This is a genomic window from Streptomyces sp. NPDC045968, from assembly GCF_056430475.1.
Genome location: NZ_JBWKLF010000009.1, coordinates 330,672 through 357,315, shown reverse-complemented (window position 1 = coordinate 357,315; position 26,644 = coordinate 330,672). Strand labels below are relative to the sequence as shown.

Here is a 26,644-nt window from a genome sequence, read left to right as displayed (position 1 = left end):
TTAAAGAACTTGGGAAATTACCCCACCCAACCCCTCCCACCTCCCCGGAGAGACCGTCACCCACACGGGTGAGGTTTGCCAACTCAGCTGGATTTCCGCCTGGTTGGCTGGCATATGCTCACGTCACAACATCAGACATACGTCGGCCCCCGGCCGGGACGGCAATCCCGATCGAGGGCCTGACCAACGAGGAAGTAGACCCTTCCCGATGGATGCTCAGCAGATTACCGCGCTCGCGCGTGCCATGACGGATGTTCCCGGACCTCCGGCGCCCTCCGGTGTGATCCACATCGTGATCCCGCACACCCGGCTGTTCACGGTCATCGGCAACCACCTCGCCCAGCACCGCGAACTCTCGCTGGTCGCCATCGGGCTCGCCGTGCACATCCAGTCGCTGCCCACCGGGGCGAAGATCGGCATCAAGATCCTTGCCTGCCGCTTCCCGGAGAGCGAGACGCGTATCGCCTCCGCCTTGCGGGAGCTGGAGAAGCACGGCTATCTGCAACGCACCCGCAGCCGCCTGCCCAGCGGCCGGATCATCACTCGCACGGCGTACTGCAACCAGCCCGGCGCCGCCTCGCAGCAGCAGGCACCGGCGGCCACGACCGCCCCGCCGCGTCCGGCCTCCGCGCCGCCCGCACCGGAACAGCCGAGTCCGGCCGCCGCTTCCGTACCGCCGCGCGCCCCCGCCCGCGTACCGCCTCCGACCGCACCCAAGCCGCCGCCCCCGCCGCTCCCCCGGCCGGCCAACCTCACCCCGGAACTGCACAGCGCCGCCACCGCGCTCCTCGCCGACCTCCGACGCGACACTCCCCAACTGACGTTGCCCGAAGAGGACATCGAGCTGCTGGCCCCCGCCGTAGCCACGTGGCTGGAGCGCGAAGTGCACCCGGACTCGCTCCGGCGCACGCTCACGACCGATCTGCCGCAGCCGGTGAAGATCCCGGTGAAGCTGCTGAAGCACCGGCTGACGACTTTGCTGCCGCCTCCGCTCCCCGGCGCGCCGGTCTTCACTCCCGCACGCCGCGCCGTCCCCCTCCAGAACTGCGACGGCTGCGACCGCGCCTTCCGCTCGACCGAACCCGGACACTGCCGCGACTGCCGCCACGAGCTCTCCGTGGCCGCCTAGGGCCGTACCCGCGGAACCGAGGGGCCCGGGTGGAGGGTGTCGAGCGCGCCCACGGCCGCGCGGACATGGGCCGGGCCGCCGCGCGACCCTCCTCCCGCGCACCACCAGGACAACTGCCCGTCCGCATCCCGCGGGTGCATGCCCAGGCCATGCTCGGCACACAGAGGCCACGCCTGCCACAGGCGCTCGGTGACGGTCTCCTGCGCGGCATCGGCGACGATCGCCAGCGCGGAGGCGGGGTCGTCCGCCGACTCCGGGTACAGGGAGTTGCCGTGCCACTCGCCGTTGGCCAGAGCGACGTGGACGCCCTCCGGCTCATCCGCGTCGCAGGAGGGAAGGGCCAGCAGTCGCAGAGGTTGCTGCTCGGGAAGGGTCACCGCCAGGTCCCGGTTGAGGAGGGCGACCGCCCGGTCCCACAGGGGGTACTCGCCGGGCCAGACGCGACGGGGCTCGGGGCTGTCGAAGAGAGCGCGCATGGGCCCCATCCTCCGCGACCCGCCAACAGCCCGTGCGGACGCTCCGCTGCGTCCGGCGGTGCGCCTGAGCACGCGAGGCGGCCCCCGGCTTCACGCACGGGGACCGCCTCGCTGATCTGCCAAGCCCTGCTACGGCAGGTTGCGCGCCATGACGATGCGCTGGACCTGGTTCGTGCCCTCGTAGATCTGGGTGCTCTACGGCATACATCGACCTGGCCTGCCAAAACACACTGAAAGTGAGGGGCCGCCCAGGATTCCCCCAGGATCAGTCCAGAAGCGGTGCTCTCACGCACGAGGAACGTAACCAACCTGGCACTCACTCTGGGGAAGCCGAGTACCTTTCGACGCTGGCCCGTCCGGTGGAGCGGTCGAGTAGGCGCAGCTCCCAGGGCCCACTGTTCACGTCGAAGTCTTTCCCGAACCCCACCCACTTGCCTGCCATACGGCGACCCGTCGGCTCGATCAGTAGCTGAACAGCACCGTGGTAGCGGGCACCGTGGTAGTAGCCGTCCAGCGCCGTCTGTTCCGTCCACGTGCCTGTGATGATGTTCCGGTCCACGGTCAGGTCCAAAGACAAGGGGCTGTCCGGGTTGGTCGACGCCCCGGGCAGGCTCTGGGCTGTCAGCCTGTTGCCGTGCTGGACGATGACGACATGGTGCTTGCAGTCGAAAGTCTCGTCACGGCTGGACGAGTAGAACTCGTACCGAGATAGCCAGATACCTGCGTACTCTCCCTGCGTCTCCGGCTCCGGACTTGTGACGGCACTGGTCGTGCCGACTTCCCCAGCTTCCATATCGTGGCCTCCTGCGCCGTCTGAGTGGACGCGTGTCATGGGGATCGCAAAGCCTAGTGACTCGGGGGCGCGGCCAGTGAACTGTTTTAGCGCTCGCGCGTACAGCGGGCGGCACGTCCTGGTCATCCCGGACTCCCAACGCTGCACAAGTCGCTTGGAGGCATCGTTCGGTTCGCCCAGTTCTTCCCCCGCTCCACGTAATCCCTGGGCGAACTCGTCTTGGCTGAGATTCATCGACTTGCGTACGGAGGTCAGGACGTCGTTGGGAACTCGCTCGCGCTCGGCCGTAGTCGTCATGAATCCGAGGCTAGCGACGCGGGACCTCCAATGACACCGGTTTGACGCCCTCGGAACGACGTCGAGATGACGCCGGAGGGTCGTCTCGAACGTCGCCGCAATGGTCGAGGTTAATCCGGAGCATGGTCGACATGTCCATCCGCATCAGCGCCTACAAGGTGAGAGCCGACGGTACGCAGACCGAGTCGCGAACCCTGTACGAGGGTGAGGGCGGAGCGCCCCTCGCGACTGGCGTTATGCCCCCGTGCCTGTGCCCGAGGTGCAGAGGCGGGCGGCATGAACGGAGCACGTCGGACATCCAACTACGTGGAGGTAGGCCAGCATGAGTACGGCAGTAGTGATCCGCGACCCGAAGACGTACGTCACGCCGGACGTGTGGGAGCGGGAGGTTACCCTCCTCCTCCGGAACCCGGAGAACACCCGCGAACTCGCGGAGGCCAAGTTCGGGCAGGCCATCGCCTACCTGGTCACGTGCGGCGAGAACCCGGACCTTCTCATGGGTCCGTCCGAGCAGGTGGACGAGGCGTGGCACTCGTTCATGCTCGACTCGATCCCCTATCACCACTTCACCAACCGGCACTTCGGCCGGTACATCCACCACGTTCCCGAGCTTCCGGGAACGAGGGCCGGGGTCCAATGTCTCAGCGACGACGAGGCGACGCGGGACGGGCACGACTCCAGGACCGGCGGCCCGCTGGTCCTGGAGCAGACGATCAAGGCCATCAAGGGGGCCGGGTTCGAGATCGACCCCGACCTGTGGGGCATGGAGAGTGCAGCCGACTGCAACCAGTGCCACGCCGGGTGCCACGACTCACCCAAGTAGTACTGCATAGCCGTTGAGTTGGGGCCTACCCCGTACGTTGGGAGTAGGCCCCTTCTGCTGGAAAGGATCACCGCATGTCATTGGCTGAGTCCTGGGACAAATACGCGGTCGGAAGCAAGCCGCGCAGGGCAGTGAACGCCACGGGCGAGACGACGTGGCTGAACTGGACTCAGTACGCCGATCACGGACCGAACGAGAGCGTTCTAGGACCCGTCGCCGGACGTCGGGTGCTGGAACTCGGCTCAGGCAGCGGGAGCAACCTGGCGCACCTGGTCACGCTCGGTGCGACGGGCCTGGGAGTGGACGTTGCACCTGCCCGCGAAACGGTCGCGAAGGAGCGTTGGGCTGGCCTGGCCGGTCTTGAGTTTCGCACCGCAGAGGTGACGGCATTCCTGACCGAGACGGACGAGACGTTTGACGTCGTGCTCTCAATCTTTGGTGCCGTGTGGTTCGTCGATCCGCGAACCCTGCTACCGCTGATTCGATCACGCATGATTTCGGGCGGCACTCTCGCGTTCTCCCACCTCCCCGCCGGAATCCAAGACGTGAAACCAGGCGGGGCAGGGTTGCGGCACAATCACAGCCTCGACGCATGGGAGCGTCTGCTCACAAGCCACGGATTCACGGCGGTGTCAGCATCGCTTATCGATCCGCCGCAGGACAGGACCGTGGGCACGATGCTCGTACGCGCGCTGGCCTGCTGACCGCGCGCGTACGGCAACACGGAGGCTGGAGAACAGCACCAAGAAGCAGTACAGATCGATCCAGAACACCACCCTGGAACCGTTCTTCAAGGCCCGCTCCATCGTGTCCTTGAAGGTCGCGGACATCGAACAATGGCTGCTGTGGATGGAGCAGGACAGAAACCTCTCTGCCCGGACTCGGCGTCAGCGGTTTTCGTTCTTCTCCGGGATGATGGATTGGGCTGTCGTCAACGAAATCATCGGGCGCAATCCGTGCAAGAAGATCAGGCACGCAGGCAGCCGTGCCAAAGAAATACGCGAGCACAAGAGCAACGCCCGGCGGCTGACGACTCGGGAAGTGCTGGCCATGCTGAACGGGGTCCCGCCCCGATATCGGGCGATGCTCTGGCTTATGGCGGGATGCGGTCTCCGGATCGGCGAGGCCATGGCGGTCTCACGCGATCAGATCGACTTCCAGGCCGGGGTCCTACGCGTCGATTTCCAGATAGCGGAGGACGGTGAATCCGAGTCAGGAAAGAACAGCGCGCTACAGCGGCGGCACATCAAGGCCCGTGACGAAGAGGAGCCGGGGCGAGTGGTGCCCCTTCCGCCGAACGTGGCCTTCGAGCTGCGCAGGCACATCAAGAACCACGGCGTCTGGGGATCAGAGCGCCTGCTGTTCCCCAACGTCACTCGCACCGGGTACCTGTACGCCTCGTACTTCTACCGGCAAATCTGGCTGGTCGCCCTGACGCAGGGTGAGGTGACCCACTGCAAGCCGCACTCCATGCGGCACTCCTACGGGTCCCGGCTGCTCTATGCGGGCGTCCCTGAGAACGACGTTGCCGACTGGATGGGGCACAGCAGCACGGACGTGCTCCGCGAGCACTATCACTACATCTTCGAGGGTGCCGAGCAGCGAGGGCGCGCAGCCATCGCCACCATGCTGACCCCCGACGCGGACGACCCCACCGAGCGAGACGAAGTCGCCTGACCCAGCCCATACGAAAAGCCCCCGGCATCACGCCGGAGGCCTTGTCGTTTATGCAGGTCAGCACCCGTTCCGGGGCCAGTGTCCGCCCAGGATTCCCCCAGCATGACGCCCCGGAAGGGTCCGGAACGGGCCCGAACGGACTGGAAGCCGATCACCTCTCCGGGATCACCGGAAAAGGCGACTGACCTGCGAAAACCCTGCTACGGAAGGTTCCTTGCCATGACGATGCGCTGGACCTGGTTCGTGCCCTCGTAGATCTGGGTGATCTTCGCGTCGCGCATCATGCGCTCCACCGGGTAGTCCCGCGTGTAGCCGTAGCCGCCGAGCAGCTGGACCGCGTCCGTGGTGACCTCCATGGCGACGTCCGACGCGAAGCACTTGGCCGCGGCGCCGGCGAAGGTGAGGTCGCTGTCGCCGCGCTCCGACTTGGCGGCGGCCGCGTAGGTCAGCTGGCGGGCGGCCTCAATCTTCATGGCCATGTCCGCGAGCATGAACTGCACGCCCTGGAACTCGGCGATCGGCTTGCCGAACTGCTTGCGCTCCTGGACGTAGCCCTTGGCGTAGTCGAGGGCGCCCTGCGCGACGCCGAGCGCCTGGGCCGCGATCGTGATGCGGGTGTGGTCCAGGGTCTTCATCGCGGTGGCGAAGCCCGTACCCTCCTCGCCGATCATGCGGTCGGCGGGGATGCGGACGTTGTCGAGGTAGACCTCGCGGGTCGGGGAGCCCTTGATGCCGAGCTTCTTCTCCGGGGCGCCGAAGGAGACGCCCTCGTCGGACTTCTCGACGACGAAGGCGGAGATGCCCTTGGAGCGCTTGGTCGGGTCCGTGACGGCCATGACCGTGTAGAAGTCGGAGACGCCCGCGTTGGTGATCCAGCGCTTCACGCCGTTGAGGACCCAGAAGTCGCCGTCGCGGACGGCCCTGGTCTTCATACCGGCGGCGTCGGAGCCCGCGTCGGGCTCGGAGAGGCAGTACGAGAACATCGCGTCGCCCTTGGCGAGCGGGCCCAGGTACTTCTTCTTCAGGTCCTCGGAGCCGGAGAGGATCACCGGGAGCGAGCCCAGCTTGTTCACTGCGGGGATGAGGGAGGAGGAGCAGCAGGCGCGGGCCACTTCCTCGATGACGATGACCGTGGCGAGCGCGTCGGCACCGGCGCCGCCGTACTCCTCGGGTACGTGGACCGCGTGCAGGTCGGAGGCGACGAGCGCGTCGAGGGCCTCCTGCGGGAAGCGGGCCTCTTCGTCGACCGCTGCCGCGTGCGGGGCGATCTTCGCTTCGGCGAGCGAGCGGACCGTCTCGCGGAGCATGTCGTGCTCCTCCGCCGGACGGTACAGGTCGAAATCGGTCGAACCCGCCAAGACTCTCACTCCCCAAATGTGCTAACTACCGTTAAGTAACCCAATTTTAGTGGGCCGCCCCGGCAATGGCATACGCAACCGGCGCGTGAGCTTGACGACAGGGGTGGGGCAAAAGGGGCAAGCAGGGGGTGGGGTGGGGGAAAGGCGTGGCCAGGGGGCCCGACTATGCTCGGCTCCGCACTCCCGTCCGTATCTCCCAGGAGCACTCGATGGCCCTCAAGATCACTGTGATCGGCACCGGCTACCTCGGCGCCACCCATGCCGCGGCCATGGCGGAGCTGGGCTTCGACGTCCTGGGGCTCGACGTGGTGCCGGAGAAGATCGAGATGCTCTCGGCCGGCAAGGTGCCGATGTACGAGCCGGGGCTCGAAGAGATCCTGCGGAAGCACGTCGCGGGGATCGAGGGATCGACCGGGCGGCTGCGGTTCACCACCTCCTGGGAGGAGGTGGGTGCCTTTGGTGATGTCCACTTCGTCTGCGTGAACACTCCGCAGAAGCACGGCGAGTACGCCTGCGACATGAGCTATGTGGACAGCGCCTTCGAGTCGCTCGCACCGCAGCTGACCCGCTCGGCCCTCGTCGTCGGGAAGTCCACCGTGCCGGTGGGCTCCGCCGCCCGGCTCGCGGAGCGGCTCGCGGAGCTGGCGCCGGTGGGTGCCGATGCCGAGCTGGCGTGGAACCCGGAGTTCCTGCGGGAGGGCTTCGCCGTCCAGGACACCCTGCACCCGGACCGGATCGTCGTCGGGGTGCGGAGCGAGCGGGCCGAGAAGCTGCTGCGCGAGGTGTACGCGGGGCCGATCGGGGAGGGGTCGCCGTTCGTGGTGACGGACTACCCGACCGCCGAGCTGGTCAAGACCTCCGCGAACTCGTTCCTCGCGACCAAGATCTCCTTCATCAACGCCATGGCCGAGGTCTGTGAGGCGGCCGACGGTGACGTGGTGAAGCTGGCCGAGGCGATCGGGCACGACGACCGCATCGGGAAGAAGTTCCTGCGTGCGGGCATCGGGTTCGGGGGCGGCTGCCTGCCCAAGGACATCCGGGCCTTCATGGCCCGCGCCGGTGAGCTGGGGGCGGACCAGGCGCTGACGTTCCTGCGCGAGGTCGACTCGATCAACATGCGGCGTCGCGGTCACATGGTGGAGCTGGCCCGGGAGGCCGTGGGCGGCGATTCGTTCCTGGGCAAGCGGGTGGCGGTGCTCGGCGCGACGTTCAAGCCGGACTCGGACGACGTACGGGACTCGCCCGCGCTCAACGTGGCCGGTCAGATCCACCTTCAGGGCGGCCAGGTCACGGTGTACGACCCGAAGGGCATGGACAACGCCCGGCGGCTCTTCCCCACACTTGCCTACGCGGACTCGGCGCTCGATGCCGTGCGCGGGGCGGATGTGGTGCTGCACCTGACGGAGTGGCGCGCGTTCCGTGAGCTCGACCCGGCGGAGCTGGGCGGGGTGGCGACGCGGCGGATCATTCTGGACGGGCGCAACGCACTCGATCCCGCGTTGTGGCGTGAGGCGGGCTGGACGTACCGGGCCATGGGGCGGCCGAAGGCCTAGGGCTGCGGCCGGCCTTCCGGGGTACGGGCAGGCCCGTACCCCGGACGACTCAGTACGTGTGGCCGTCCACTTCCTCGATCGTGGCGTGGGACGGGCCGTAGCGGGCGCTGAGGTCCCGGGCGACGGCTTCCGCGTCGCGCAGCACCCGTACGGCGTTCCGCCAGGTCAGCTTGGCGAGGTCGGCGTCGGACCAGCCGCGGCCGAGGAGCTCCGCGATCAGGTTCGGGTAGCCGGCGACGTCCCGCAGGCCCTCCGGGAGGAAGGCCGTGCCGTCGAAGTCGCCGCCGATGCCGATGTGGTTGATCCCGGCGACCTCGCGCATGTGGTCGAGGTGGTCGGCGATCGTGGCGACGGTGGCCTCGGGGCGGGGGTAGGCCGCCTCGAAGTCGGCGTGGACGCGCATGGCCGCCGATGTGGTGTCCAGGTGGTGCAGACCGTGCTCGCGCATGTTGCGGTCGGCGGCCAGCGTCCAGGCGACGGCGGCCGGGAGGACGAACTTCGGCACGAAGGTCGCCATGGCCACGCCGCCGTTGGCGGGGAGCTGGGCCAGCACGTCGTCCGGGATGTTGCGCGGGTGGTCGCAGATCGCCTGGGCCGAGGAGTGCGAGAAGATCACCGGCGCCGTGGAGGTGGCGAGCGCCTGGCGCATGGTCGTGGCCGCCACGTGGGAGAGGTCGACCAGCATGCCGATGCGGTTCATCTCCCGTACGACCTCGCGGCCGAACGCCGACAGACCACCGATGCGCGGGACGTCGGTCGCCGAGTCCGCCCAGTCGATGTTGTCGTTGTGCGTCAGCGTCATGTAGCGCACGCCGAGGGTGTGCAGGGCGCGCAGCGTGCCCAGCGAGTTGTTGATGGAGTGGCCGCCCTCGGCGCCCATCAGGGAGGCGATCCGGCCCTCTGCGCGGGCGATCTCCATGTCGTCGGCGGTCAGCGCGCGCCGCAGGTCCGCGGGATAGCGGGCCAGCAGTTCGGTGACGACGTCGATCTGTTCGAGGGTGGCGCTGACGGCGGCGTCACCGGCGAGGTCGCTGCGGACGTAGACCGACCAGAACTGCGCCCCGACGCCACCGGCGCGCAGCCGGGGGATGTCGGTGTGCAGGGTGCCGGTCAGGTCGGTGGCGATGTCGCGTGCGTCCAGGTCGTAGCCGACCTGTTGGCGCAGGGCCCACGGCAGATCGTTGTGGCCGTCGGCGACGGGGTGGGCTGCGAGGAGTTCCCGGGCCCGGTCCAGGTAGTCCACGGTCCCCCTACTTTCCGAAGCCGAAGGAGTCGGAGCCCTCGACCTTGGCCCGGAGCCGTTTCCCCTTCTCGGTGGCCTGTTCGTTCAGTTCCTGCTGGAAGTCCTTCATCCGGGCCAGCAGCTCACTGTCGTGGGCGGCGAGGATCCGGGCGGCGAGCAGGCCCGCGTTGCGCGCTCCGCCGACCGAGACGGTGGCGACCGGGACTCCGGCGGGCATCTGCACGATGGAGAGCAGACTGTCCATGCCGTCCAGGTACTTCAGCGGGACGGGGACGCCGATGACGGGCAGCGGGGTCACGGAGGCGAGCATGCCGGGCAGGTGGGCGGCGCCGCCCGCGCCCGCGATGATCGCCTTGAGACCGCGGCCGGCCGCGCCCTCGCCGTACGCGATCATCTCGTGCGGCATGCGGTGGGCGGAGACGACGTCGACCTCGTAGGGGATCTCGAACTCGTCGAGGGCCTTCGCGGCTGCTTCCATGACGGGCCAGTCGGAGTCCGAGCCCATGACGATGCCGATGACAGGGGCGGTACCGGGGGAGGTCATTCGGTGATCGTTCCTCGCAGGTAGTCGGCCGCGTGCCGGGCGCGCTCCCGCACGTCCGCCAGGTCGTCGCCGTAGGTGTTGACGTGTCCGACCTTGCGGCCGGGCTTCACGTCCTTGCCGTACATGTGGATCTTGAGCTGCGGGTCACGGGCCATGCAGTGCAGGTACGCGCGGTACATGTCCGGGTAGTCCCCGCCGAGGACGTTGCACATGACCGTCCACGTGGCGCGCGGGCGCGGGTCGCCGAGCGGGAGGTCCAGGACGGCCCGCACGTGGTTGGCGAACTGCGAGGTGATCGCACCGTCCTGGGTCCAGTGCCCGGAGTTGTGCGGGCGCATCGCCAGCTCGTTGACCAGGATGCGTCCGTCGCGGGTCTCGAACAGCTCGACGGCGAGGTGGCCGACGACACCGAGCTCGGCGGCGATCCGCAGGGCGAGCTGCTGGGCCTCGCCCGCCAGCCTCTCGTCCAGCTCCGGGGCCGGGGCGATGACGGTGTCGCAGACGCCGTCGACCTGGATCGACTCGACGACGGGGTAGGCGACGGCCTGGCCGTGCGGGGAGCGGACGATGTTGGCCGCCAGCTCCCGTACGAAGTCGACCTTCTCCTCCGCGAGGACGGGGACTCCCGCCCGGAACGGCTCGGCCGCGTCCTGCTCGGAGCGGACGACCCACACGCCCTTGCCGTCGTACCCGCCGCGGACCGTCTTGAGGATCACGGGGAAGCCCCCGGTCTCAGCCGCGAAGGCCGCGACGTCGGCCGGGTCCTCCACGAGGCGGTGGCGGGGGCAGGGCGCGCCGATCTCGGTGAGCCTGGCCCGCATCACCCCCTTGTCCTGGGCGTGCACCAGGGCGTCGGGGCCGGGGCGGACGGGGATGCCGTCCGCCTCCAGGGCCCGCAGGTGCTCCGTGGGGACGTGCTCGTGATCGAAGGTGATCACGTCGCAGCCGCGCGCGAAGGCTCGCAGCGTGTCCAGGTCGCGATAGTCGCCGATGACGACTTCGCTCACCACCTGGGCGGCCGAGTCCTGGGGGGTGTCACTGAGAAGCTTGAATTTCAGGCCGAGGGGGATACCCGCCTCGTGGGTCATACGGGCGAGCTGACCGCCGCCGACCATGCCGACTACCGGGAACGTCACCTCTCCAGAGTATCCGGCGCGCCGGGGCTCCCCGGACGGCGGACCGGCGGCGGACCGGCGGCGGACCGGCGGCGGACCGGCGGCGGGCGCACGTCACGGCATCGCCGCCCTCCACAGCGCTCACGGGCATCACACGGGAGGGCTGGTTAGCATGGCCGGGTTGACGAAACCGAGCGGACGGGGCTGAGCGATCACCATGGACGAACGTGGCGCATTGCGGGCCCGCATCGATCTGCTGGGCCGGGAGGTCGCCAAGTTCGGCGCGGTAGGCGCGGTCGGGGTGCTGGTCAACATCGCGGTCTCGAACCTGATCTGGCGCACCACGGACATTCCGGTGGTCAGGGCCGGCCTCATGGCCACCTGTGTGGCCATCCTCTTCAACTACGTGGGCTTCCGTTACTGGACCTACCGGGACCGCGACAAGAGCGGGCGGACACGGGAGCTGATGCTGTTCCTGGCGTTCAGCGCCGTGGGGGCGGTGATCGAGGTCGGCGTGCTGTACGCGGCGACTTACTGGTTCGGCTGGGACACCCCGCTCCAGAACAACGTCTTCAAGATCGTCGGCATTGGGATCGCCACCCTGTTCCGGTTCTGGTCGTACCGGACCTGGGTGTTCAGGGCGCTGCCTGCCAAAGAGGTGGCGGTGAGTGCGGTGGGGGCCGCGCCGGTCGTGGGACGGCTGCCCGTGGTGGAGCAGGTGCCGCGGGTGGGGCCCGACCCTGCCCGTCGGTAGGGCGGGAGAGGCACCGGGGCGTCCGGCTGCCGTCTGGTCTCCGTCGCCGGACGGGCTTGGTCCGGCCCGGTCCGCGTCAGGTGCCGTCCTCAGCGGACCGGGCGGTCCGGGGCTTCGGGTTGTCTGGCCACCCTGCTGAGGAAGAGCGCGAAGACCGGGGGCTGCTGCTGAAGCAGTTCGAGCCGGCCGCCGTCCGCCTCCGCGAGGTCCCGGGCGACGGCCAGGCCGATTCCCGTGGAGTTCCGGCCGCTGATGGTGCGCTCGAAGATCCGCGCACCGAGGTCGGCGGGGACGCCGGGACCCTCGTCCGTCACCTCGACGACCACCTGGTTGCCCGTGACGCGGGTGCGCAGGGCGACGGTGCCTCCCCCGTGCATCAGCGAGTTCTCGATCAGTGCGGCGAGCACCTGGGCCACCGCGCCGGGGGTGCCGACGGCCCGCAGTCCGTGCTTGCCCGAGCAGACGACCGCGCGGCCCGCGCTGCGGTAGGCGGGGCGCCACTCCTCGATCTGCTGCTTGACGACCTCGTCGAGGTCGAAGACGACGGCGGAGCCGGTACGCGGGTCGCGTGAGTTCGTCAGGAGCCGCTCCACCACGTCGGTCAGCCGCTCGACCTGCGTCAGCGCGATATGCGCCTCCTCCCGCACCGTCTCCAGGTCCTCGGTGACGGAGATCTCCTCGATCCGCATGGAGAGCGCGGTCAGCGGGGTGCGGAGCTGGTGGGAGGCGTCGGCGGCGAGGCGCCGTTCCGCCGTCAGCATCCGAGCGATCCGCTCGGCGGAGGAGTCCAGGACGTCGGCGACCCGGTCCAGCTCCGGGACTCCGTACCGCTTGTGGCGGGGGCGCGGGTCGCCGGAGCCGAGGCGTTCGGCCGTCTCGGCGAGGTCGGTCAGCGGTGAGGCGAGCCGGTTGGCCTGGCGTACGGCGAGGAGCACCGCGGAGACGATCGCGAGGAGCGCCACCGCGCCGATGATCAGCAGGGTGCGGCCGAGCTCACGGGTGACGGCCGAACCGGACTCCTCGACGGTGACCTTCTCGCCCTGCTCCCCCGTCGCCGAACTGCGGATGACGCTGCCGCTGGGGCGCTCGCCCACCTCGATGGGTGCCCGGCCGGGGATCTCGACCCGTGCGTAGCGGTTGGAGTCGACCTGTTCGGCCAGTACGCCCGCGGTGATCCGCTCCTCACCGAGCAGCCGGCTGTCGACGACGCTGATCAGCCGCAGCGCCTCGGAGTCGACGCTTTCCTGGGCACTGCTGCTGATGGTGCGGGATTCCACGAGGACGAGGGAGACGCCGAAGACGGCGATCACCACGAGCACCACGGCGAGCGTGGAGTTGATCAGTCGGCGGCGCATGACTGTCTCTGTACGTCAGCTCTTCTCGAACCGGAAGCCGACGCCCCGCACCGTCGCGATGTAGCGGGGATTGGCGGCGTCGTCGCCGAGCTTCTTGCGGAGCCAGGAGATGTGCATGTCGAGCGTCTTGGTGGAGGACCACCAGGTCGTGTCCCAGACCTCGCGCATCAGCTGGTCGCGGGTGACGACCCGGCCGGCGTCCCGGACGAGGACGCGCAGCAGATCGAACTCCTTGGCGGTGAGCTGGAGTTCCTCCTCGCCCATCCAGGCCCGGTGCGACTCGACGTCGATCCGGACGCCGTGGGTGGCGGGCTGCGCGGCGGGCTCGGTGGCGCCGCGGCGCAGCAGGGCGCGGACACGGGCCAGCAGCTCCGCGAGACGGAAGGGCTTGGTGACGTAGTCGTCGGCGCCCGCGTCGAGACCGACCACGGTGTCCACCTCGTCGGCGCGGGCGGTCAGCACCAGGATCGGCACGGCGAGCCCGTCGCCGCGGAGGCGGCGGGCGACTTCGAGGCCGTCCATGCCGGGCAGCCCCAGGTCGAGCACGACGAGATCGATGCCGCCCTGGAGTCCGGCGTCCAGAGCGGTCGGGCCGTCCTGCCGGACCTCGACCTCGTAACCCTCCCGACGCAGTGCGCGGGCCAGCGGCTCCGAGATGGATGCGTCGTCCTCGGCGAGCAGTACACGGGTCATGGGGTGATGGTAGTCCGCACGGAGGGCGAGGAGTGAGGTGCCGGTAAAGCCCTCTGCACCTGGGCAGCGAACTCTCCGTACACCTTTGAATATGGGAGCGTGGTTCCAACATCACCTGTGATCCATGTCTCAAGTCCTTTCATATGCCGCAGTGTCGTGTCGTATGGTGTGCCGACGCCTCATGCACTACTGAAGGACCTTTGGGCTGTTTTGAGCGCCAAGGGTCACTTTTGTGTGCGGGCCGGTACCCGCCGGCCTCGAAGGTGGATGACCTGTGGGCCGGGCCCGGTGCGCTCTCGCGTGCCGGGTGTGGATCCCGGTGCGGTCGGCTTCCCCCGGCTCCGGCATCGACTCCGTACGGAGAGCGGTGGCCTGAGCGAGTCCCTCGCGAGTGGAGGGACGGGGCACGCCCGCGCCGGTGCCGGCCACCCCCCACCGGGCGCGTAACGCTCACGAGGCGACGCGTCCCGACCAGCAAGGATCGACCATGGCTTCCAGCCTGACGAGGGATTCCGCCAGTACGACCGGCGGTAAGACCTTCTTCGGCCACCCCCGCGGCCTGGCCACGCTCTTCATGACGGAGATGTGGGAGCGCTTCAGCTACTACGGAATGCGCGCGCTCCTCCCGCTCTACCTGATCGCCCCCAACGGGCTCGACATGGACGCGGGCACGGCCACCGCGATCTACTCGGTCTACCTGTCCTTGGTGTACCTGCTCGCCATGCCCGGCGGCTGGTTCGGTGACCGCGTCTGGGGTCCGCGCAAGACCGTCGCCATCGCCGGCGGAATCATCATGGTCGGCCACCTGACGCTGGCGCTGCCGTCCGAGGGCACCTTCTTCGCCGGTCTCGGACTGGTGGCGATCGGTTCCGGTCTGCTGAAGTCCAACATCTCGACGATGGTCGGCCACCTCTACGACGGCCCGGACGACCCGCGCCGTGACGGTGGCTTCACGATCTTCTACATGGGCATCAACATGGGCGCCTTCGCCGCGCCCCTGGTGATCGGCACCATCGGTGAGAACGTCAACTGGCACCTCGGCTTCGCGATCGCCGCGCTCGGCATGGGCCTGGGCGTCGCGCAGTTCCTGCTCGGTACGCGTCACCTGAACGAGCGCAGCCTGGTCGTCCCGAAGCCGCTGGACGCCGCCGAGCGTGCGTCGACCCTGCGCAAGGCCATGATCTGGATGGGCGTCGCCGCCGTCTTCTACATCGGCACGGTCGTCACCGGCGTCTACACGCTCAACTGGCTGCTGGTCCCGATCACCGTCGCCGGTCTGGTCATCCCGGTGGTCGTCCTGGCGCGCATCAAGCGCGACAAGGACCTCAGCGCCGCCGAGCAGTCGAAGATGTCCGGCTACATCTGGTTCTTCGTCGCCGCCGCCATCTTCTGGATGATCTACGACCAGGGCGGTTCGACGCTGGCGATCTTCGCCGAGTCCTCGGCCGAGAACTCGGTCCTCGGCTGGGACTTCCCGGTCTCCTGGTACCAGTCGGTCAACCCGGTCCTGATCATGGCGCTGGCCCCGGTCTTCGCCGCCTTCTGGCTGGCGCTGAACCGGCGGGGCAAGGAGCCGAGCACCATCGTGAAGTTCAGCTCCGGTCTGGTGCTGGTCGGTGCGTCGTTCTTCGTCTTCCTGCTGCCCCTGACGATCGCGGGTGACGGCCACAAGGCCGCCGCGATGTGGCTGGTCGCGATCTACTTCATCCAGACCGTCGCCGAGCTGACGCTCTCCCCCGTCGGCCTCTCCGTCACCACGAAGATGGCTCCGGCCAAGTACGCCAGCCAGATGATGGGTGTCTGGTTCCTGGCCGTGACGGCCGGTGACTGCACCACGGGTCTGCTGTCCATCGCCGGGGTCGAGCTCAACGGCTCCGGGGTGGTCGCCCTCCAGGCCGCGCTCGCGGTGCTCGCGGGTGTCGCGATCTTCATGTACCGCGGCAAGGTCAAGGAGCTCATGGGCAACGTGCGCTGATACGCGTACAGCCTCGTAGCGCGTACGGAGGGCCGTCGCACCGATTCCGGTGCGGCGGCCCTCCGTCGTGTGCCTTGTAGCGGCCTGCGCCTTGGCTCGTGCCCTGGTACCGGCCTGGGCCTTGGCTCGCGCCCTGGTGTCAGCTGTTTCCGCGCAGTCGGCGCCACGGGGTGAAGGTGAACACCGCGCCGCCGAGCAGGATCGCCGTGCCGGCGACCAGCCCGAGTGCGCGCAGTGCGCCGTCGTCCTCGGCCCCGGTGGCCGCGAGACCGCCGCCGGAGTCCGTACCGCCGCCGGATGCCGCGGCGCCCCCCGGTCCGCCGCCGGAAGCACCGCCCGGCTGGGCGGCGGTGTCGAGCTCCAGCGAGACCGCCACCCCGGCCGGCGGGGTGCAGGTCGTCGTCGTCCCGAGCGCCGCGACGGTGAGGACACCCGGGCTGAGCGTGGACTTACCGCTCGCGCCCGGCTTGTACGTGCCCGTGAGGTCGGGGATCTCGATCGGTGCGCCGCCCTTGATGGGCGCCTTGTTCGTGGGCCCCTCGACGTGGACGGTGCCCTTGTCGGCGCCGCCCAGCTTGACCTCCATGGAGGGCTTCACCGAGTCGGCGGGGATGTCGATGGGGCTGTCCATCACGGACTTGCTGAACTTCACGGTGAGGGCGTAGCCGCCGCCGCTCTTCTTGGCGTTGATCTTCACCGGGGAGGTGGCGTTCTTGTCCCCGATGGGGGTCTTGCAGGTGTACGGGACGGCCACCTCCTTGCCCTCGAAGTCGGTGCCGCCGCCGGTGCCGCCGGAGTCCGTACCACCGGAGTCCGTACCACCGGCATCGCTGCCGCCGGCGGTCGTGCCCCCGGCGGTCGTGCCCCCGGCTGTCGTGCCCCCGGCTGTGGTGCCGCCCGCGGTCGTACCGCCGGCTGTGGTGCCGCCCGCGGTCGTACCGCCGGCTGTGGTGCCACCGCCCGCCGTCACCTTGATCGTGGCGCCCGGCTGGACCGCCTCCTTCGGGGCGCACTTGGTGTCCGTGGAGATCGGCTTGGACACGTTGATGGTGTACGCGTCCGGCGTCAGCGTCAGTTCTCCCGCCTTCTCCAGTTTCAGCGTGCCCTTCATATCGGGCAGCACCATGGGGCTGTTCTTGGGGATCGGCGGGTTCTGCCGGGGCCCTTCGAGCTTCAGCTCGCCGCTCGCCGCCCCGCCCAGCTTGACCGTGCCGGACGGCTTCACCGTGTCCTTGCCCAGGTCCAGGACGTCGGGGTTCCTGGAGGCGGCCTCGACCGTCTTCCAGACGACCTCGACCTCGTCCCCGACCTTCGCCTCCGCCGGGGCGGTCAGCTGCACCTTGGTGGTTCCCTGGACGGGTGGCAGTCCGGAAATGGGGGGCGGAACGCACTCCGTCCCGTACGAGACGTCGGCGGCCTGGGCTGGACTCGCGGCCAGCAGAATCCCCGCCCCGCCGAGCATCAGCGCGACTCCCGCCGCGCTCATCCTCCGTTGCGTGCTCACGAATGTCCCTTCGTCGTGGGTCTGTTCTCTGACGGTGCGGAATCCGGGGTGAACCACGGCAGCGAGGCCGTGGTCGTGGTGCTCACAGGCAGCGGGGCGCGCCCGGTACGCCGCCGGGGACGGTGACGCGCGATGCGCGGGCGGCTCGTGGCGGCGGGGCGCGGCCGTACCTTGTCGACGACCGCCATGCCGATACGGAAGACGGCGGCCGGTACGACGACGCACAGCAGGATCCAGAAGAGCGTGACGCCCCAGGGACGGCCCACCCGCCACGGCTGCTCGGCCAGCACCTTCGTCCCGTACCGCAGGGAGATCTGGTAGTCGCCGTGCGCACCCGCGGCCAGTTCGACCGGCAGCTCGATCTGCGCCTTGCGGCCGGGGGCGACGGTGCCGCGCCACTGCCGCTCCTCCCACTGCGGGGCGTAGACGCCGTGCGCGGTGCCGATCTCGAAGACGGGGTCCCTGACCGGTGCGGAGCCGAGGTTGCCGACGGTGAACACCAGCTTCCGGGAGGCCGGGGCGCCGAACCAGGTCAGCAGTCCGCTGTCGCCCGCCAGCCGGGTGGTCGCCAGCACGGCGAGCCTGCCGCCGCCGGTCTGCTGGGGGATGGGGGCGGTCGGGTGCCCCGCGACCTCGAACACCGCGTCGGCGGTGGCCTGTTCGCCGGTGACCGTGGCGACGTGCACCACACACGGGCAGGCCACGGGCGGCTCGGCGACCGGCATCTCCTTGGCGAAGGCGCCCGCCTTGTCGGTGGTGACGGCGCGGCCGTCCGCGTTGGCGCAGGAGTTGGTGCCCCCGATCACGCCCTTGGCGGGCGTGGCCTGTCCGCAGATCAGCATCATCAGCAGGGTGCCAGGACGCCAGCCGCGGCCCTTGACGGTGATGTCCCCGCCCTTGCCGCCCTGCTGCGCGGAGAGCGTGACGGCGGGTTCGCCTTCCGCGGCGGCGGCCGGGGCGGGCAGGAGCAGGAGTACGGGGAGCAGGGCGAGGAGAAGGGCGGGGAGCAGGGCGAGGGGGCGCGCCGGGTGTGGTGCGGCGGGCCGGCCGCTGCTGTGCGGGAGGGGCGCCTGTCCGGTCTTGGTGGTCTTTGTGGTCTCTCCGGTCACGCGTGCGCTCCCGCCTTCGACAAGTGCCGGTCATGGGTAGCCGATCGGCGGCCCGGACACGGGCCGGGCGGGTCGTCGCCCGGCGCCTCGCGGTGCCGGCGCCGCCGCAGGACGTACGCACCCCCGGCGATCGCTGCGAGCACCAGCAGCGCGCCACCGGTGAGCGGGGCCCAGGGGACGTACACCGCCGATGCCGACGCCTCGCCGTGCGCCCCGCCCGCCGCTGTGACGCTCAGCCGGACGGTGACCCGGCCGAAGGCGGGGGCGTCGGGCCAGGGTTCGGTCAGCTCGGCCCGCTGGCCGGGCAGGAGCTCCAGCGGGAGTGTGCGGGCCCGCCGGTGCGGGAACGTGCCGGTCAGTCCGTCGGCGGTGACGGCCAGGCGCGGCACGAGGGCCGCGTTTCCGCGGTTGACGAGGGCGTAACGGATGGTCCGCCCGGACACGGCGACGTCCTCCACGGTGAGCGCCGCCAGGGTGGGCCCGCTCACTCGCAGATGCACGCGTACGCCCACTTCGCGCCCCCCGCTGACGGCGAGGACGGCGCCGGGGTGGTCACCGGGCGCCGCGCCGGGCGGCACGGTGACGGCGAAGGGGACCTCGGCGCGGGTCCTGGCCGGTACGGTCACCTCGCGCGAGGCGAGCCGCAGCCAGGCCCCCGTACCGCTCGGACGCCTCGTCGCCCGCACCGCGAAGCCGCCGCCCCCGGTGGTGTACGCGTCGGCGCCCCGCAGCCGCACGGTGATCGGGGCGCGCCCGGGGTTGGCCACCGAGATCCGGTCCTCCAGTACGGTGCCGGGCGGGCCCTCCAGGTAGATGTACGGCCGGCCGTCGGCGCTCGGCCGCGCGCCGCCACCGGTGGGCCCGGCGGACCAGCCCGGCACGGCGGCATCCCGGCGACCGACGCCGGCCGCGGGGGTGACGGCGAGGGCGCACAGGAGGACGGCGAGCGCCGCTCGGGCGGCGTGACCGGTCGACAGCGACATGGGCGGCTCCCTGGTGCGGGTGCTTACGGCGGTGTGGCGTCCGGGGGCGGGGAGTCCGGGGGCGGGGTGTCCGGGCGTGGGGCGGTGGTCAGCCCGTGGCCCGCTGTCCCCGACGGGTCAGCCACAGCACGCCCGCCGCACCGGTCAGCAGGACGGTGCCGCCGAGCGTGCCGAGCGCGGCGGCCGAGTCGAGGGGACCGGTCTTCGGCAGTTCGCCGCCGCCCGCCGGGGCGTTCTGCGGGGTCGCGGCGCCCGCCACGTCGAGTTCGAGCGAGGGCTTGGGGTCGTTCTTCGGCGTGCAGGTCGTGGTCGTACCGAGTGCCTTGATCGTGAGCACGCCGGCGGTGAAGGTGACCTTGCCGGTCTTCTTCGGGGTGTACGTCCCCGACAAGTCGCTGATCCTGATGGGGGTGTTGGCGGGTACGGCCGCCGCGTTCGCGGCTCCGGAGACCTGGACCGTGCCGCTCTCGGCCCCGCCCAGCTCGATCACCGCGCTCGGTTTCATGGCGCCCTTGCCCAGCTCCACCGGGCTGGAGGAGACACCCTTCTGGAAGGACATGGTGAGCGTGTATCCACTGCCGCTCTTGACGCTCTTGATGTCGATGGGCGACACCGCCCCTTTGGGGCCGATCGGCGTCTGACACTGGTAGTTGACGTCCACGACCTCGGCGTGGGCGACGGGTGCGGCCATCAGCACCACCGAGCCCGCAACCGCGGACACCGCGGCGAGAGCTGTCCTCTTCTGGTTCGACACCTCTAGTCCCCTCACGCCCAATTTTACTGACGACGCATCAGATTTGGCGCCCAAGGTACGCCTGGGGCCTTTTGGAGGGAAGACAAAAGAGCGCACCGATCCGGTGCGCTCTTCGGGTGTACGAATCCGGGCACGGCCCGGCGGATATCACGCGGGCGCGGCCAGCTCCGCCCAGACGGTCTTGCCCGGCTCGTCAGGAGTGCGCGTGACACCCCAGTCCAGGCAGAGCCGCTGCACGATGAACATGCCATGGCCTCCCGGCCGCCCCGCGCGGTGCGGGGTGCGCGGCGCCGGCTGGCCCGCGCCGCGGTCGACGACCTCCACCCGCAGCACCTTCGACGTGCACGCGATACGGAGCTCCTCGGGGCCCTCCGCGTGCAAGCAGGCGTTGGTGACCAGCTCGGAGACGACCAGGAGCACGTCCTCGGCGGCGGCACGCCGGTCGGCACTCTCAGCCGGGAGCCAGCCCCAGTCGTACAGCGCCTGACGGGCGAAATCGCGGGCCGTCGGCACAATGCCACTGGCCTGTCCCAGGGAGAGCGTGCGCCACTGCCGATTCCCCGGCACGACGGAGGCATCGCCTGCGTCGTCCGGCTCGCGGCCGAGGCCGCCCGGCGGATGCTGCCGGGTGGTGCTCATCAGCGCTTCACCTCACCGATTCACCATGTCGCCATTGAACGGATACTGATCAGATACAGAGTGTGCGAGTCGTCAGGACGCCACCGGGGTGTCTCCTGCCCGGCCGAATCGTGACAACACCCACTTGGTTCACGCGATCGCGTGACACGGACAACACCCGCAGCGCCCGAAGGGGTGGGGTGCGTGCCGTGGTCAGGCCTTGAGCGCTTCCTCGAGCGAGGCGTGGACGGTGAAAACCGCCTCGGCCCCGGTGATCTCGAAGACTCTCGCCACGACGGGCCGCATTCCGGCCAGGTGGACGCCGCCACCGGCCGCCTCCGACCTGAGGCGGGCACCGAGCAGCACGTTCAGCCCGGTGGAGTCACAGAACTCAAGCCGAGAGCAGTCCACCACCAGGCGCACACGCCCTTGTTCGACCGCACTCTCCAGGGGTTCGCGCAGCAGATCGGCGGTGTGGTGATCGAGCTCACCCACCGGCGTCACGACTTCGCTGCGCCCCTCGGTCCGGACCTCGACATGAAGCCGACCCCGGTTCGCACTGCCGACCGTCCCGCGGTCCATGCCCGTTCCTCTTCGTCGTCCGTCACTGCCCACGCGGAAATCTGCGCGGCTGTCTGCCTAGCTGTCGCCGACGTTCGTAAAACAGTACGCGTTCCGTACGCCACGCGGTAGCCGAAGACCTGAACAAAGCGGACATAGCGCATGATTTGGCGCTTGTAAGTCGCAGCAAGAACCGGGTAAGGGTAGAGGGATACCGATTTTCGTGGCTTTGGAGGCGCCGCTTCACCGCAGGAACACGTATGGGCATCGGCAGCCATATGCCGAGAACGATGGAGGAGAAGCATGTCACCCCGGCTCGACGTAGCGCGTACCCACAACGCGCCGTCGATATGTCCTCAGGGACCGACCAATTCCGACTCCCGTGCCGCGATCGCCGTACCCGGCCCGCGCACCAGCGCCACCAGCACCACCAGCAGGACCGGATCCACCAGCTCCACCAGCCGTACCGAAAGCACCGGCCTCGCCGCCGTCCCGTATGGCGAGGGGACGGAGCTCCTCGAAGGTCTGGAGGGGCTGCCCGACATCCCGCCCTCCGCCGATCTGGGGCCCATGGACTCCAGGGCCCTGTCGAAGACGCTCTTCGCGCGGCTGGAGACCCTGGAAGAGGGCACCCACGAGTACGCGTACGTACGCAACACGCTCGTCGAACTGAACATGGCCCTCGTCAAGTTCGCCGCCTCCCGGTTCCGCTCCCGCAGCGAACCGATGGAGGACATCGTCCAGGTCGGCACCATCGGGCTGATCAAGGCGATCGGCCGCTTCGAACTCAGCCGCGGCGTCGAATTCCCGACCTTCGCGATGCCGACCATCATGGGCGAGATCAAGCGCTTCTTCCGCGACACCAGCTGGTCCGTGCGCGTCCCGCGCCGCCTGCAGGAGCTGCGGCTCGACCTGGCCAAGGCGGGCGACGAGCTCGCCCAGCAGCTGGACCGGGCGCCCACCGTGGCCGAGCTCGGCGAGCGTCTCGGCATCACCCGCGACGAAGTCGTCGAGGGCATGGCCGCGAGCAACGCGTACACCGCGAGCTCGCTGGACGCCAAGCCGGACGAGGACGAGCACGAGAGCGCGCTGGCGGACCGGATCGGCTACGAGGACCACGGGCTCGAAGGCATCGAGTACGTCGAGTCCCTGAAGCCGCTCATCGCCTCGCTCCCGACGCGCGACCGTACGATCCTCTCGCTCCGCTTCGTCGCCAACATGACGCAGGCGGAGATCGGTGAGGAGCTCGGCATCTCGCAGATGCACGTCTCCCGGCTGCTCTCGCGCACCCTGGTCAAGCTCAGGAAGGGCCTGACCCTGGAGGAGTGAGCTTTCCCCGCCCCGGTCCCTGCCGGACCGGCGACGGTGAAGCCCTGCGGAAGGACCTGCCCGGCAAGGGGCGGGTCCTTCCGCATGTGTGCGGGCGCGTCACGGACCGGGTCAGAGGGTGCGCTCTCCGCGCTGCCACACCGCGCTGACCAGCGGGACTCCCGGCCGGTAGGCGAGGTGCACATGGCTGGGGGCGTCGAGGAGGACGAGATCCGCGCGGGCGCCCGGGGTGATGGCGCCGATGTCCGTACGGCGCAGCGCGGCGGCGCCGCCCGCGGTGGCGGACCAGAGGGCTTCGTCCGGCGTCATGCCCATGTCCCGTACGGCGAGGGCGATGCAGAAGGGCATGGAGGACGTGAAGGACGAGCCGGGGTTGCAGTCCGTGGAGAGTGCGACGGTGGCTCCCGCGTCGAGGATGCGGCGGGCGTCGGGCCACTTCGCGCGGGTGGAGAACTCCGCGCCCGGCAGGAGCGTGGCGACCGTGTTCCCCTGGGCCAGCGCGTCCACGTCGGCGTCGGTGAGGTGGGTGCAGTGGTCGGCGGACGCGGCGTCGAGCTCCACGGCGAGCTGCACGCCGGGGCCGTAGCTGAGCTGGTTGGCGTGGATGCGGGGGTGCAGCCCCTTGGCGCGGCCCGCGGTGAGGATGGCGCGGGCCTGGTCCCCGTCGAAGGCGCCCTTCTCGCAGAAGACGTCGATCCAGCGGGCGTACGGGGCGCAGGCGTCCAGCATCGGCCCGGTGACCAGGCCGACGTAGCCGGCGGGGTCGTCGGCGTAGTCGGGCGGTACGACGTGGGCGCCGAGGTAGGTGACCTCCTCGGTGTGGCGGGCGGCGATGCGCAGGGCCCGGGCCTCGTCCTCGACGGTGAGGCCGTAGCCGGACTTGGTCTCGAAGGTGGTGGTGCCCTGGCGTGCCGCCTCGGCGAGATAGCGGGAGACGTTGGCGGCGAGCGCGTCGTCGGAGGCGGCGCGGGTCGCGGCGACGGTCGTTCTGATGCCGCCCGCGGTGTAGGGCAGGCCCGACATCCGGGCGTTGAACTCCTGGGTCCGGTCGCCCGCGAAGAGCAGATGGGAGTGGGAGTCCACGAAGCCCGGGACGACGGCCCGGCCGCCCGCGTCGACGGCGTTGTCAGTGGCGGGTGCTTTGCTTGATTCACCGGTCCAGACGACGCGGTCGCCTTCGATGACGACGGCCGCGTCCCGGATCAGGCCCAGGGGGGTCCCGTTTCCGAGGGAGGGGTCGTTGGTGACCAGGCTGGCGATGTTGATGACGGCGGTCGTCGTCATGAGGAGGCTGTTTCTCCTTGCGCGAGGGTCCGGGGGGTCCTGGATCAGCCGTGCAGGGCGGCGATGGCCGAAGCGAGCGCTGCGGGCACGTCCTGCACCTGAGTGTGGTGACCGTCCCGGACGATCTGGCGGCCTGCCACGACCGTGTGCCGCACATCAGCGGCGGAGGCGGCGAATACGACTGCTTCGGCGGCCAGCCGGGGCGGCGGTCCCGCTGTTCTGACGGAGTCCAGGGCGACGGTGGTGAGGTCGGCGGGCGCCCCGGGTTCGATGATGCCCGCGTCCGGGCGGCCGAGTGCGGCGTGCCCGGTGGCGGAGGCCGCCCGGAGCAGGGCCGACGCCGTCCAGTGGCCGCGCACGTGGGTACGCAGCCGCTCGTTGAGCTCCATCGCGCGCGCCTCTTCGAAGAGGTCGATCACGGCGTGGCTGTCGCTGCCCAGCGAGAGCGGGGAGCCCGCGCGCTGGAGGGCGACGGCGGGGCCGATGCCGTCGGCGAGGTCGCGTTCGGTGGTGGGGCACATACAGGTGCCGGTGCCCGAGGAGCCCAGCAGGTCGATGTCCTCGGGCGTCAGGTGCGTGTTGTGGATGCCGGTGGTCCGGCGGCCGAGCACCCCGTGGTCGGCGAGCAGCCGGGTGGGGGTGCGGCCGTGGGCGGCGAGGCAGGCTTCGTTCTCCGCGATCTGCTCGGAGAGGTGGACATGGAGCGGGGCGTCCCTCTCCTCGGCCCACTGTGCGACGGTGGCGAGCTGCCCGGCCGGGACGGCGCGTACGGAGTGGACGGCGGCGCCGATCAGCGTGTGGTCGTCGCCCTTGAGGAGCGAGGCCCGTTCGGCCCAGGCGTCGGCGGTGGTGTCGGAGAAGCGGAGCTGGTGACGTCCGGGCTTCTCGCCGAATCCGGCGGAGAGGTAGGCGGTGTCCAGCAGGGTGATGCGGATTCCGGCCTCGGCGGCGGCGGCGATGAGCGCTTCGCCCATCGCGTTCGGGTTCTCGTAGGGGGTGCCGCCGGGCGCGTGGTGGAGATAGTGGAATTCGCCGACGGCGGTGATGCCGGCCAGGGCCATTTCGGCGTAGGCGGCGCGGGCCAGCTCGTAGTACGTGTCGGGGGTCAGCCGGGAGGCCGCCCCGTACATCAGCTCGCGCCAGGTCCAGAAGGTGCCGGAGCCCACCTGGACGCTGCCGCGCAGGGCCCGGTGGAAGGCGTGCGAGTGGGTGTTGGCCAGCCCGGGGAGCGTCAGGCCGCGCAGCACCGTGGCGCCGGGCGGGGGTGTGGCGACGCCGGTGCGCACACCGGTGATCCGTCCGCCGGCCACGTCCAGGGTGACGCCCGGCTCGACGTGGCTGCCGAGCCAGGCGTGGGAGAGCCAGTAGGTGGTGGAGCCGGGTGCGCCGGGCATCGGGGTCGGCTCGGTTGTCAGCGGCACGCGAGGCCTTCCAGTACGTCGGCGAGTGCGATCACACCGGCCACGCAGTCGTCCTCGGCGGCGTATTCGGCCGGCGAGTGCGAAATGCCGGTGGGGTTGCGGACGAACAGCATGGCGGTAGGCACCGAAGCGGACAAAATACCCGCATCGTGCCCCGCTCCGGTGCCGAGGACGGGCACGGCGCGGTCCGTGTCGTGGGACGGGCGGGCGGTGAGGAGCCTGGAGATCTCGTCCCGCAGCGCGTGCTCGAACTCGACCACCGGGGTGAAGGATTCCCGGACGACGGTGAGATCGATGCCGGCCCGCTCCGCGTGGTCGCGGGCGGCGCGTTCGATGCCCGTGACGACGGTGTCCAGGGTGGCCTGGTCGGCGGCGCGGGAATCGAGCCAGCCGCGCACGAGGGAGGGGATGGCGTTGACCCCGTTCGGCTCCACGGCGATCTTGCCGAAGGTGGCCAGCGCGCCGGTGAGCTCCGCCTCCCGGCGGGCGGCGAGCACGGTCTCGGCGTACGTGAGCATCGGGTCGCGCCGGTCGGCGAGCCGGGTGGTGCCCGCGTGGTTGGCCTCGCCCCGGAAATCGAAGCGCCAGCGCCCGTGCGGCCAGATGGCGGAGGCGATGCCGACCGGGTCGCCGGTGAGGTCGAGGGCGCGCCCCTGCTCCACGTGCAGTTCGACGAACGCTCCGATACGGGCGAGCCGTTCGGGGTCCGGGCCGATGGCGTCGGGGTCGTATCCGGCGGCTGCCATGGCCTGCGGCAGGGACACACCGTCCCCGTCGCGGAGCCGGTGGGCGTTCTCGAGGGTCAGCTGCCCGGCGGCGAGCCGGGAGCCGACGCAGGCGAGCCCGAAGCGGGCCCCCTCCTCGTCACCGAAGTTGGTGATGGCCAGGGGCTTGACGAACTCCGCTCCCCTGCGGCGGAGTTCGTCGAGCGCGGCGAAGGAGGAGACCACGCCGAGCGGGCCGTCGAAGGCACCGCCGTCGGGCACGGAGTCGAGGTGCGAGCCGGTGACGACGGCGTCCCCCGCGAGGGGGTCACCGAGCCAGGCCCACTGGTTGCCGTTGCGGTCCACCTCAAGGGTGAGGCCGCGGGCCTCGGCCTGCGTGCGGAACCAGTCCCGGCAGTCCGCGTCGGCTCCGGTCCAGGCGTACCGCCGGTATCCGCCGGAGTCCGCGTCGCGTCCGAGGGGAGCGAGGTCGCGCCACATCTCGTGGAAGGAGGAACCGCCGGCCGGCCCGGCCGTGGCCGGGCGCGGCGGGGTGGGACGCGGCGCGGAGGGGGCCTCCGCGCCGGTGGCA

The 26,644-nt window shown here is 70.2% G+C and carries 25 protein-coding genes; 8 read left to right on the top strand and 17 right to left on the bottom strand.

Features of this window, described 5'->3' with window-relative positions:
* The first annotated feature begins 208 nt into the window (after positions 1 to 208).
* Positions 209 to 1,129: a hypothetical protein gene (locus AC07FA_RS26405; RefSeq protein ID WP_479078728.1), complete on the top strand. Its 921-nt coding sequence runs from the start codon at positions 209 to 211 to the stop codon at positions 1,127 to 1,129.
* On the opposite strand, the gene AC07FA_RS26400 is transcribed toward AC07FA_RS26405, so the two are convergent.
* Positions 1,126 to 1,605, bottom strand: a complete 480-nt coding sequence (locus tag AC07FA_RS26400; protein ID WP_479078726.1) for a hypothetical protein — start codon at positions 1,603 to 1,605, stop codon at positions 1,126 to 1,128. The genes AC07FA_RS26405 and AC07FA_RS26400 overlap by 4 nt on opposite strands.
* Before the next feature lie 316 nt (positions 1,606 to 1,921).
* The gene (locus tag AC07FA_RS26395; protein ID WP_185300451.1) at positions 1,922 to 2,695 is read right to left on the bottom strand and encodes a helix-turn-helix domain-containing protein; all 774 of its coding nucleotides are present in this window, start codon (positions 2,693 to 2,695) and stop codon (positions 1,922 to 1,924) included.
* Positions 2,696 to 3,017: 322 nt separating this feature from the next.
* Here AC07FA_RS26395 and AC07FA_RS26390 point away from each other — a divergent pair, with 322 nt between their 5' ends.
* The 3 genes from AC07FA_RS26390 (at position 3,018) to AC07FA_RS26380 (ending at position 5,195) form a co-directional block, all read left to right on the top strand.
* Positions 3,018 to 3,518, top strand: coding sequence for a glycine-rich domain-containing protein (locus tag AC07FA_RS26390; RefSeq protein ID WP_479078725.1), 501 nt, complete (start codon positions 3,018 to 3,020; stop codon positions 3,516 to 3,518).
* Between the two features lie 74 nt (positions 3,519 to 3,592).
* Positions 3,593 to 4,222 carry a class I SAM-dependent methyltransferase gene (locus AC07FA_RS26385; protein ID WP_479078724.1) on the top strand — a complete coding sequence of 210 codons (630 nt, stop codon included), beginning with the start codon at positions 3,593 to 3,595 and terminating at the stop codon, positions 4,220 to 4,222.
* Between the two features lie 103 nt (positions 4,223 to 4,325).
* Positions 4,326 to 5,195, top strand: coding sequence for a tyrosine-type recombinase/integrase (locus tag AC07FA_RS26380; RefSeq protein WP_479078722.1), 870 nt, complete (start codon positions 4,326 to 4,328; stop codon positions 5,193 to 5,195).
* A 200-nt stretch (positions 5,196 to 5,395) separates the two neighbouring features.
* Here the strand turns inward: AC07FA_RS26380 and AC07FA_RS26375 are convergent, their stop codons facing one another.
* On the bottom strand, positions 5,396 to 6,553 hold the full coding sequence (locus tag AC07FA_RS26375; protein WP_479078721.1) for an acyl-CoA dehydrogenase: 1,158 nt from the start codon (positions 6,551 to 6,553) through the stop codon (positions 5,396 to 5,398).
* A 209-nt stretch (positions 6,554 to 6,762) separates the two neighbouring features.
* Here AC07FA_RS26375 and AC07FA_RS26370 point away from each other — a divergent pair, with 209 nt between their 5' ends.
* Complete coding sequence (locus AC07FA_RS26370) at positions 6,763 to 8,106, top strand: UDP-glucose dehydrogenase family protein (RefSeq protein WP_479078719.1); 1,344 nt, start codon at positions 6,763 to 6,765, stop codon at positions 8,104 to 8,106.
* A 49-nt stretch (positions 8,107 to 8,155) separates the two neighbouring features.
* On the opposite strand, the gene AC07FA_RS26365 is transcribed toward AC07FA_RS26370, so the two are convergent.
* The 3 genes from AC07FA_RS26365 to AC07FA_RS26355 are packed head-to-tail and all read right to left on the bottom strand — an operon-like array spanning position 8,156 to position 11,029.
* On the bottom strand, positions 8,156 to 9,349 hold the full coding sequence (locus tag AC07FA_RS26365) for a dipeptidase (RefSeq protein WP_479078717.1): 1,194 nt from the start codon (positions 9,347 to 9,349) through the stop codon (positions 8,156 to 8,158).
* Positions 9,350 to 9,356: 7 nt separating this feature from the next.
* Positions 9,357 to 9,893, bottom strand: coding sequence for a 5-(carboxyamino)imidazole ribonucleotide mutase (gene purE, locus AC07FA_RS26360; RefSeq protein ID WP_479078715.1), 537 nt, complete (start codon positions 9,891 to 9,893; stop codon positions 9,357 to 9,359).
* The gene (locus tag AC07FA_RS26355) at positions 9,890 to 11,029 is read right to left on the bottom strand and encodes a 5-(carboxyamino)imidazole ribonucleotide synthase (RefSeq protein ID WP_479078714.1); all 1,140 of its coding nucleotides are present in this window, start codon (positions 11,027 to 11,029) and stop codon (positions 9,890 to 9,892) included. The genes purE and AC07FA_RS26355 overlap by 4 nt, the downstream gene beginning before the upstream one ends.
* 196 nt (positions 11,030 to 11,225) lie before the next feature.
* Here AC07FA_RS26355 and AC07FA_RS26350 point away from each other — a divergent pair, with 196 nt between their 5' ends.
* Positions 11,226 to 11,762, top strand: coding sequence for a GtrA family protein (locus AC07FA_RS26350; protein ID WP_479078713.1), 537 nt, complete (start codon positions 11,226 to 11,228; stop codon positions 11,760 to 11,762).
* 89 nt (positions 11,763 to 11,851) lie between these two features.
* Here AC07FA_RS26350 and AC07FA_RS26345 read toward each other — a convergent pair whose 3' ends face one another.
* Together AC07FA_RS26345 and AC07FA_RS26340 are read right to left on the bottom strand one after the other, a co-directional pair.
* Positions 11,852 to 13,117 carry an ATP-binding protein gene (locus AC07FA_RS26345; protein ID WP_479078712.1) on the bottom strand — a complete coding sequence of 422 codons (1,266 nt, stop codon included), beginning with the start codon at positions 13,115 to 13,117 and terminating at the stop codon, positions 11,852 to 11,854.
* Positions 13,118 to 13,132: 15 nt separating this feature from the next.
* Complete coding sequence (locus tag AC07FA_RS26340) at positions 13,133 to 13,810, bottom strand: response regulator transcription factor (protein ID WP_479078710.1); 678 nt, start codon at positions 13,808 to 13,810, stop codon at positions 13,133 to 13,135.
* 487 nt (positions 13,811 to 14,297) lie between these two features.
* Here AC07FA_RS26340 and AC07FA_RS26335 point away from each other — a divergent pair, with 487 nt between their 5' ends.
* The gene (locus AC07FA_RS26335; protein WP_479078708.1) at positions 14,298 to 15,785 is read left to right on the top strand and encodes an oligopeptide:H+ symporter; all 1,488 of its coding nucleotides are present in this window, start codon (positions 14,298 to 14,300) and stop codon (positions 15,783 to 15,785) included.
* Positions 15,786 to 15,924: 139 nt separating this feature from the next.
* Here AC07FA_RS26335 and AC07FA_RS26330 read toward each other — a convergent pair whose 3' ends face one another.
* The 6 genes from AC07FA_RS26330 to AC07FA_RS26305 form a co-directional block, all read right to left on the bottom strand.
* Complete coding sequence (locus tag AC07FA_RS26330) at positions 15,925 to 17,271, bottom strand: hypothetical protein (protein WP_479078814.1); 1,347 nt, start codon at positions 17,269 to 17,271, stop codon at positions 15,925 to 15,927.
* Between the two features lie 14 nt (positions 17,272 to 17,285).
* Complete coding sequence (locus tag AC07FA_RS26325) at positions 17,286 to 18,299, bottom strand: hypothetical protein (protein ID WP_479078813.1); 1,014 nt, start codon at positions 18,297 to 18,299, stop codon at positions 17,286 to 17,288.
* A 95-nt stretch (positions 18,300 to 18,394) separates the two neighbouring features.
* On the bottom strand, positions 18,395 to 19,381 hold the full coding sequence (locus tag AC07FA_RS26320) for a COG1470 family protein (RefSeq protein WP_479078707.1): 987 nt from the start codon (positions 19,379 to 19,381) through the stop codon (positions 18,395 to 18,397).
* Positions 19,382 to 19,469: 88 nt separating this feature from the next.
* Positions 19,470 to 20,135: a peptidase gene (locus tag AC07FA_RS26315; RefSeq protein WP_479078706.1), complete on the bottom strand. Its 666-nt coding sequence runs from the start codon at positions 20,133 to 20,135 to the stop codon at positions 19,470 to 19,472.
* Positions 20,136 to 20,282: 147 nt separating this feature from the next.
* Positions 20,283 to 20,774: an ATP-binding protein gene (locus tag AC07FA_RS26310; RefSeq protein WP_479078705.1), complete on the bottom strand. Its 492-nt coding sequence runs from the start codon at positions 20,772 to 20,774 to the stop codon at positions 20,283 to 20,285.
* Between the two features lie 192 nt (positions 20,775 to 20,966).
* Positions 20,967 to 21,335, bottom strand: a complete 369-nt coding sequence (locus AC07FA_RS26305) for an STAS domain-containing protein (protein WP_479078704.1) — start codon at positions 21,333 to 21,335, stop codon at positions 20,967 to 20,969.
* 282 nt (positions 21,336 to 21,617) lie between these two features.
* Here AC07FA_RS26305 and AC07FA_RS26300 point away from each other — a divergent pair, with 282 nt between their 5' ends.
* The gene (locus AC07FA_RS26300) at positions 21,618 to 22,643 is read left to right on the top strand and encodes an RNA polymerase sigma factor SigF (RefSeq protein ID WP_479078702.1); all 1,026 of its coding nucleotides are present in this window, start codon (positions 21,618 to 21,620) and stop codon (positions 22,641 to 22,643) included.
* 111 nt (positions 22,644 to 22,754) lie between these two features.
* Here AC07FA_RS26300 and hutI read toward each other — a convergent pair whose 3' ends face one another.
* From hutI to AC07FA_RS26285, 3 genes are read right to left on the bottom strand one after another with little or no spacing between them, the layout of a single operon-like run.
* Positions 22,755 to 23,927 (bottom strand): imidazolonepropionase, encoded by a 1,173-nt coding sequence (gene hutI / locus AC07FA_RS26295; protein ID WP_479078701.1) that lies wholly within the window; start codon positions 23,925 to 23,927, stop codon positions 22,755 to 22,757.
* A gap of 44 nt (positions 23,928 to 23,971) precedes the next feature.
* On the bottom strand, positions 23,972 to 25,321 hold the full coding sequence (locus tag AC07FA_RS26290) for a formimidoylglutamate deiminase (RefSeq protein ID WP_479078812.1): 1,350 nt from the start codon (positions 25,319 to 25,321) through the stop codon (positions 23,972 to 23,974).
* A gap of 17 nt (positions 25,322 to 25,338) precedes the next feature.
* Positions 25,339 to 26,553: an allantoate amidohydrolase gene (locus AC07FA_RS26285; RefSeq protein ID WP_479078811.1), complete on the bottom strand. Its 1,215-nt coding sequence runs from the start codon at positions 26,551 to 26,553 to the stop codon at positions 25,339 to 25,341.
* Between the last annotated feature and the right edge of the window lie 91 nt (positions 26,554 to 26,644).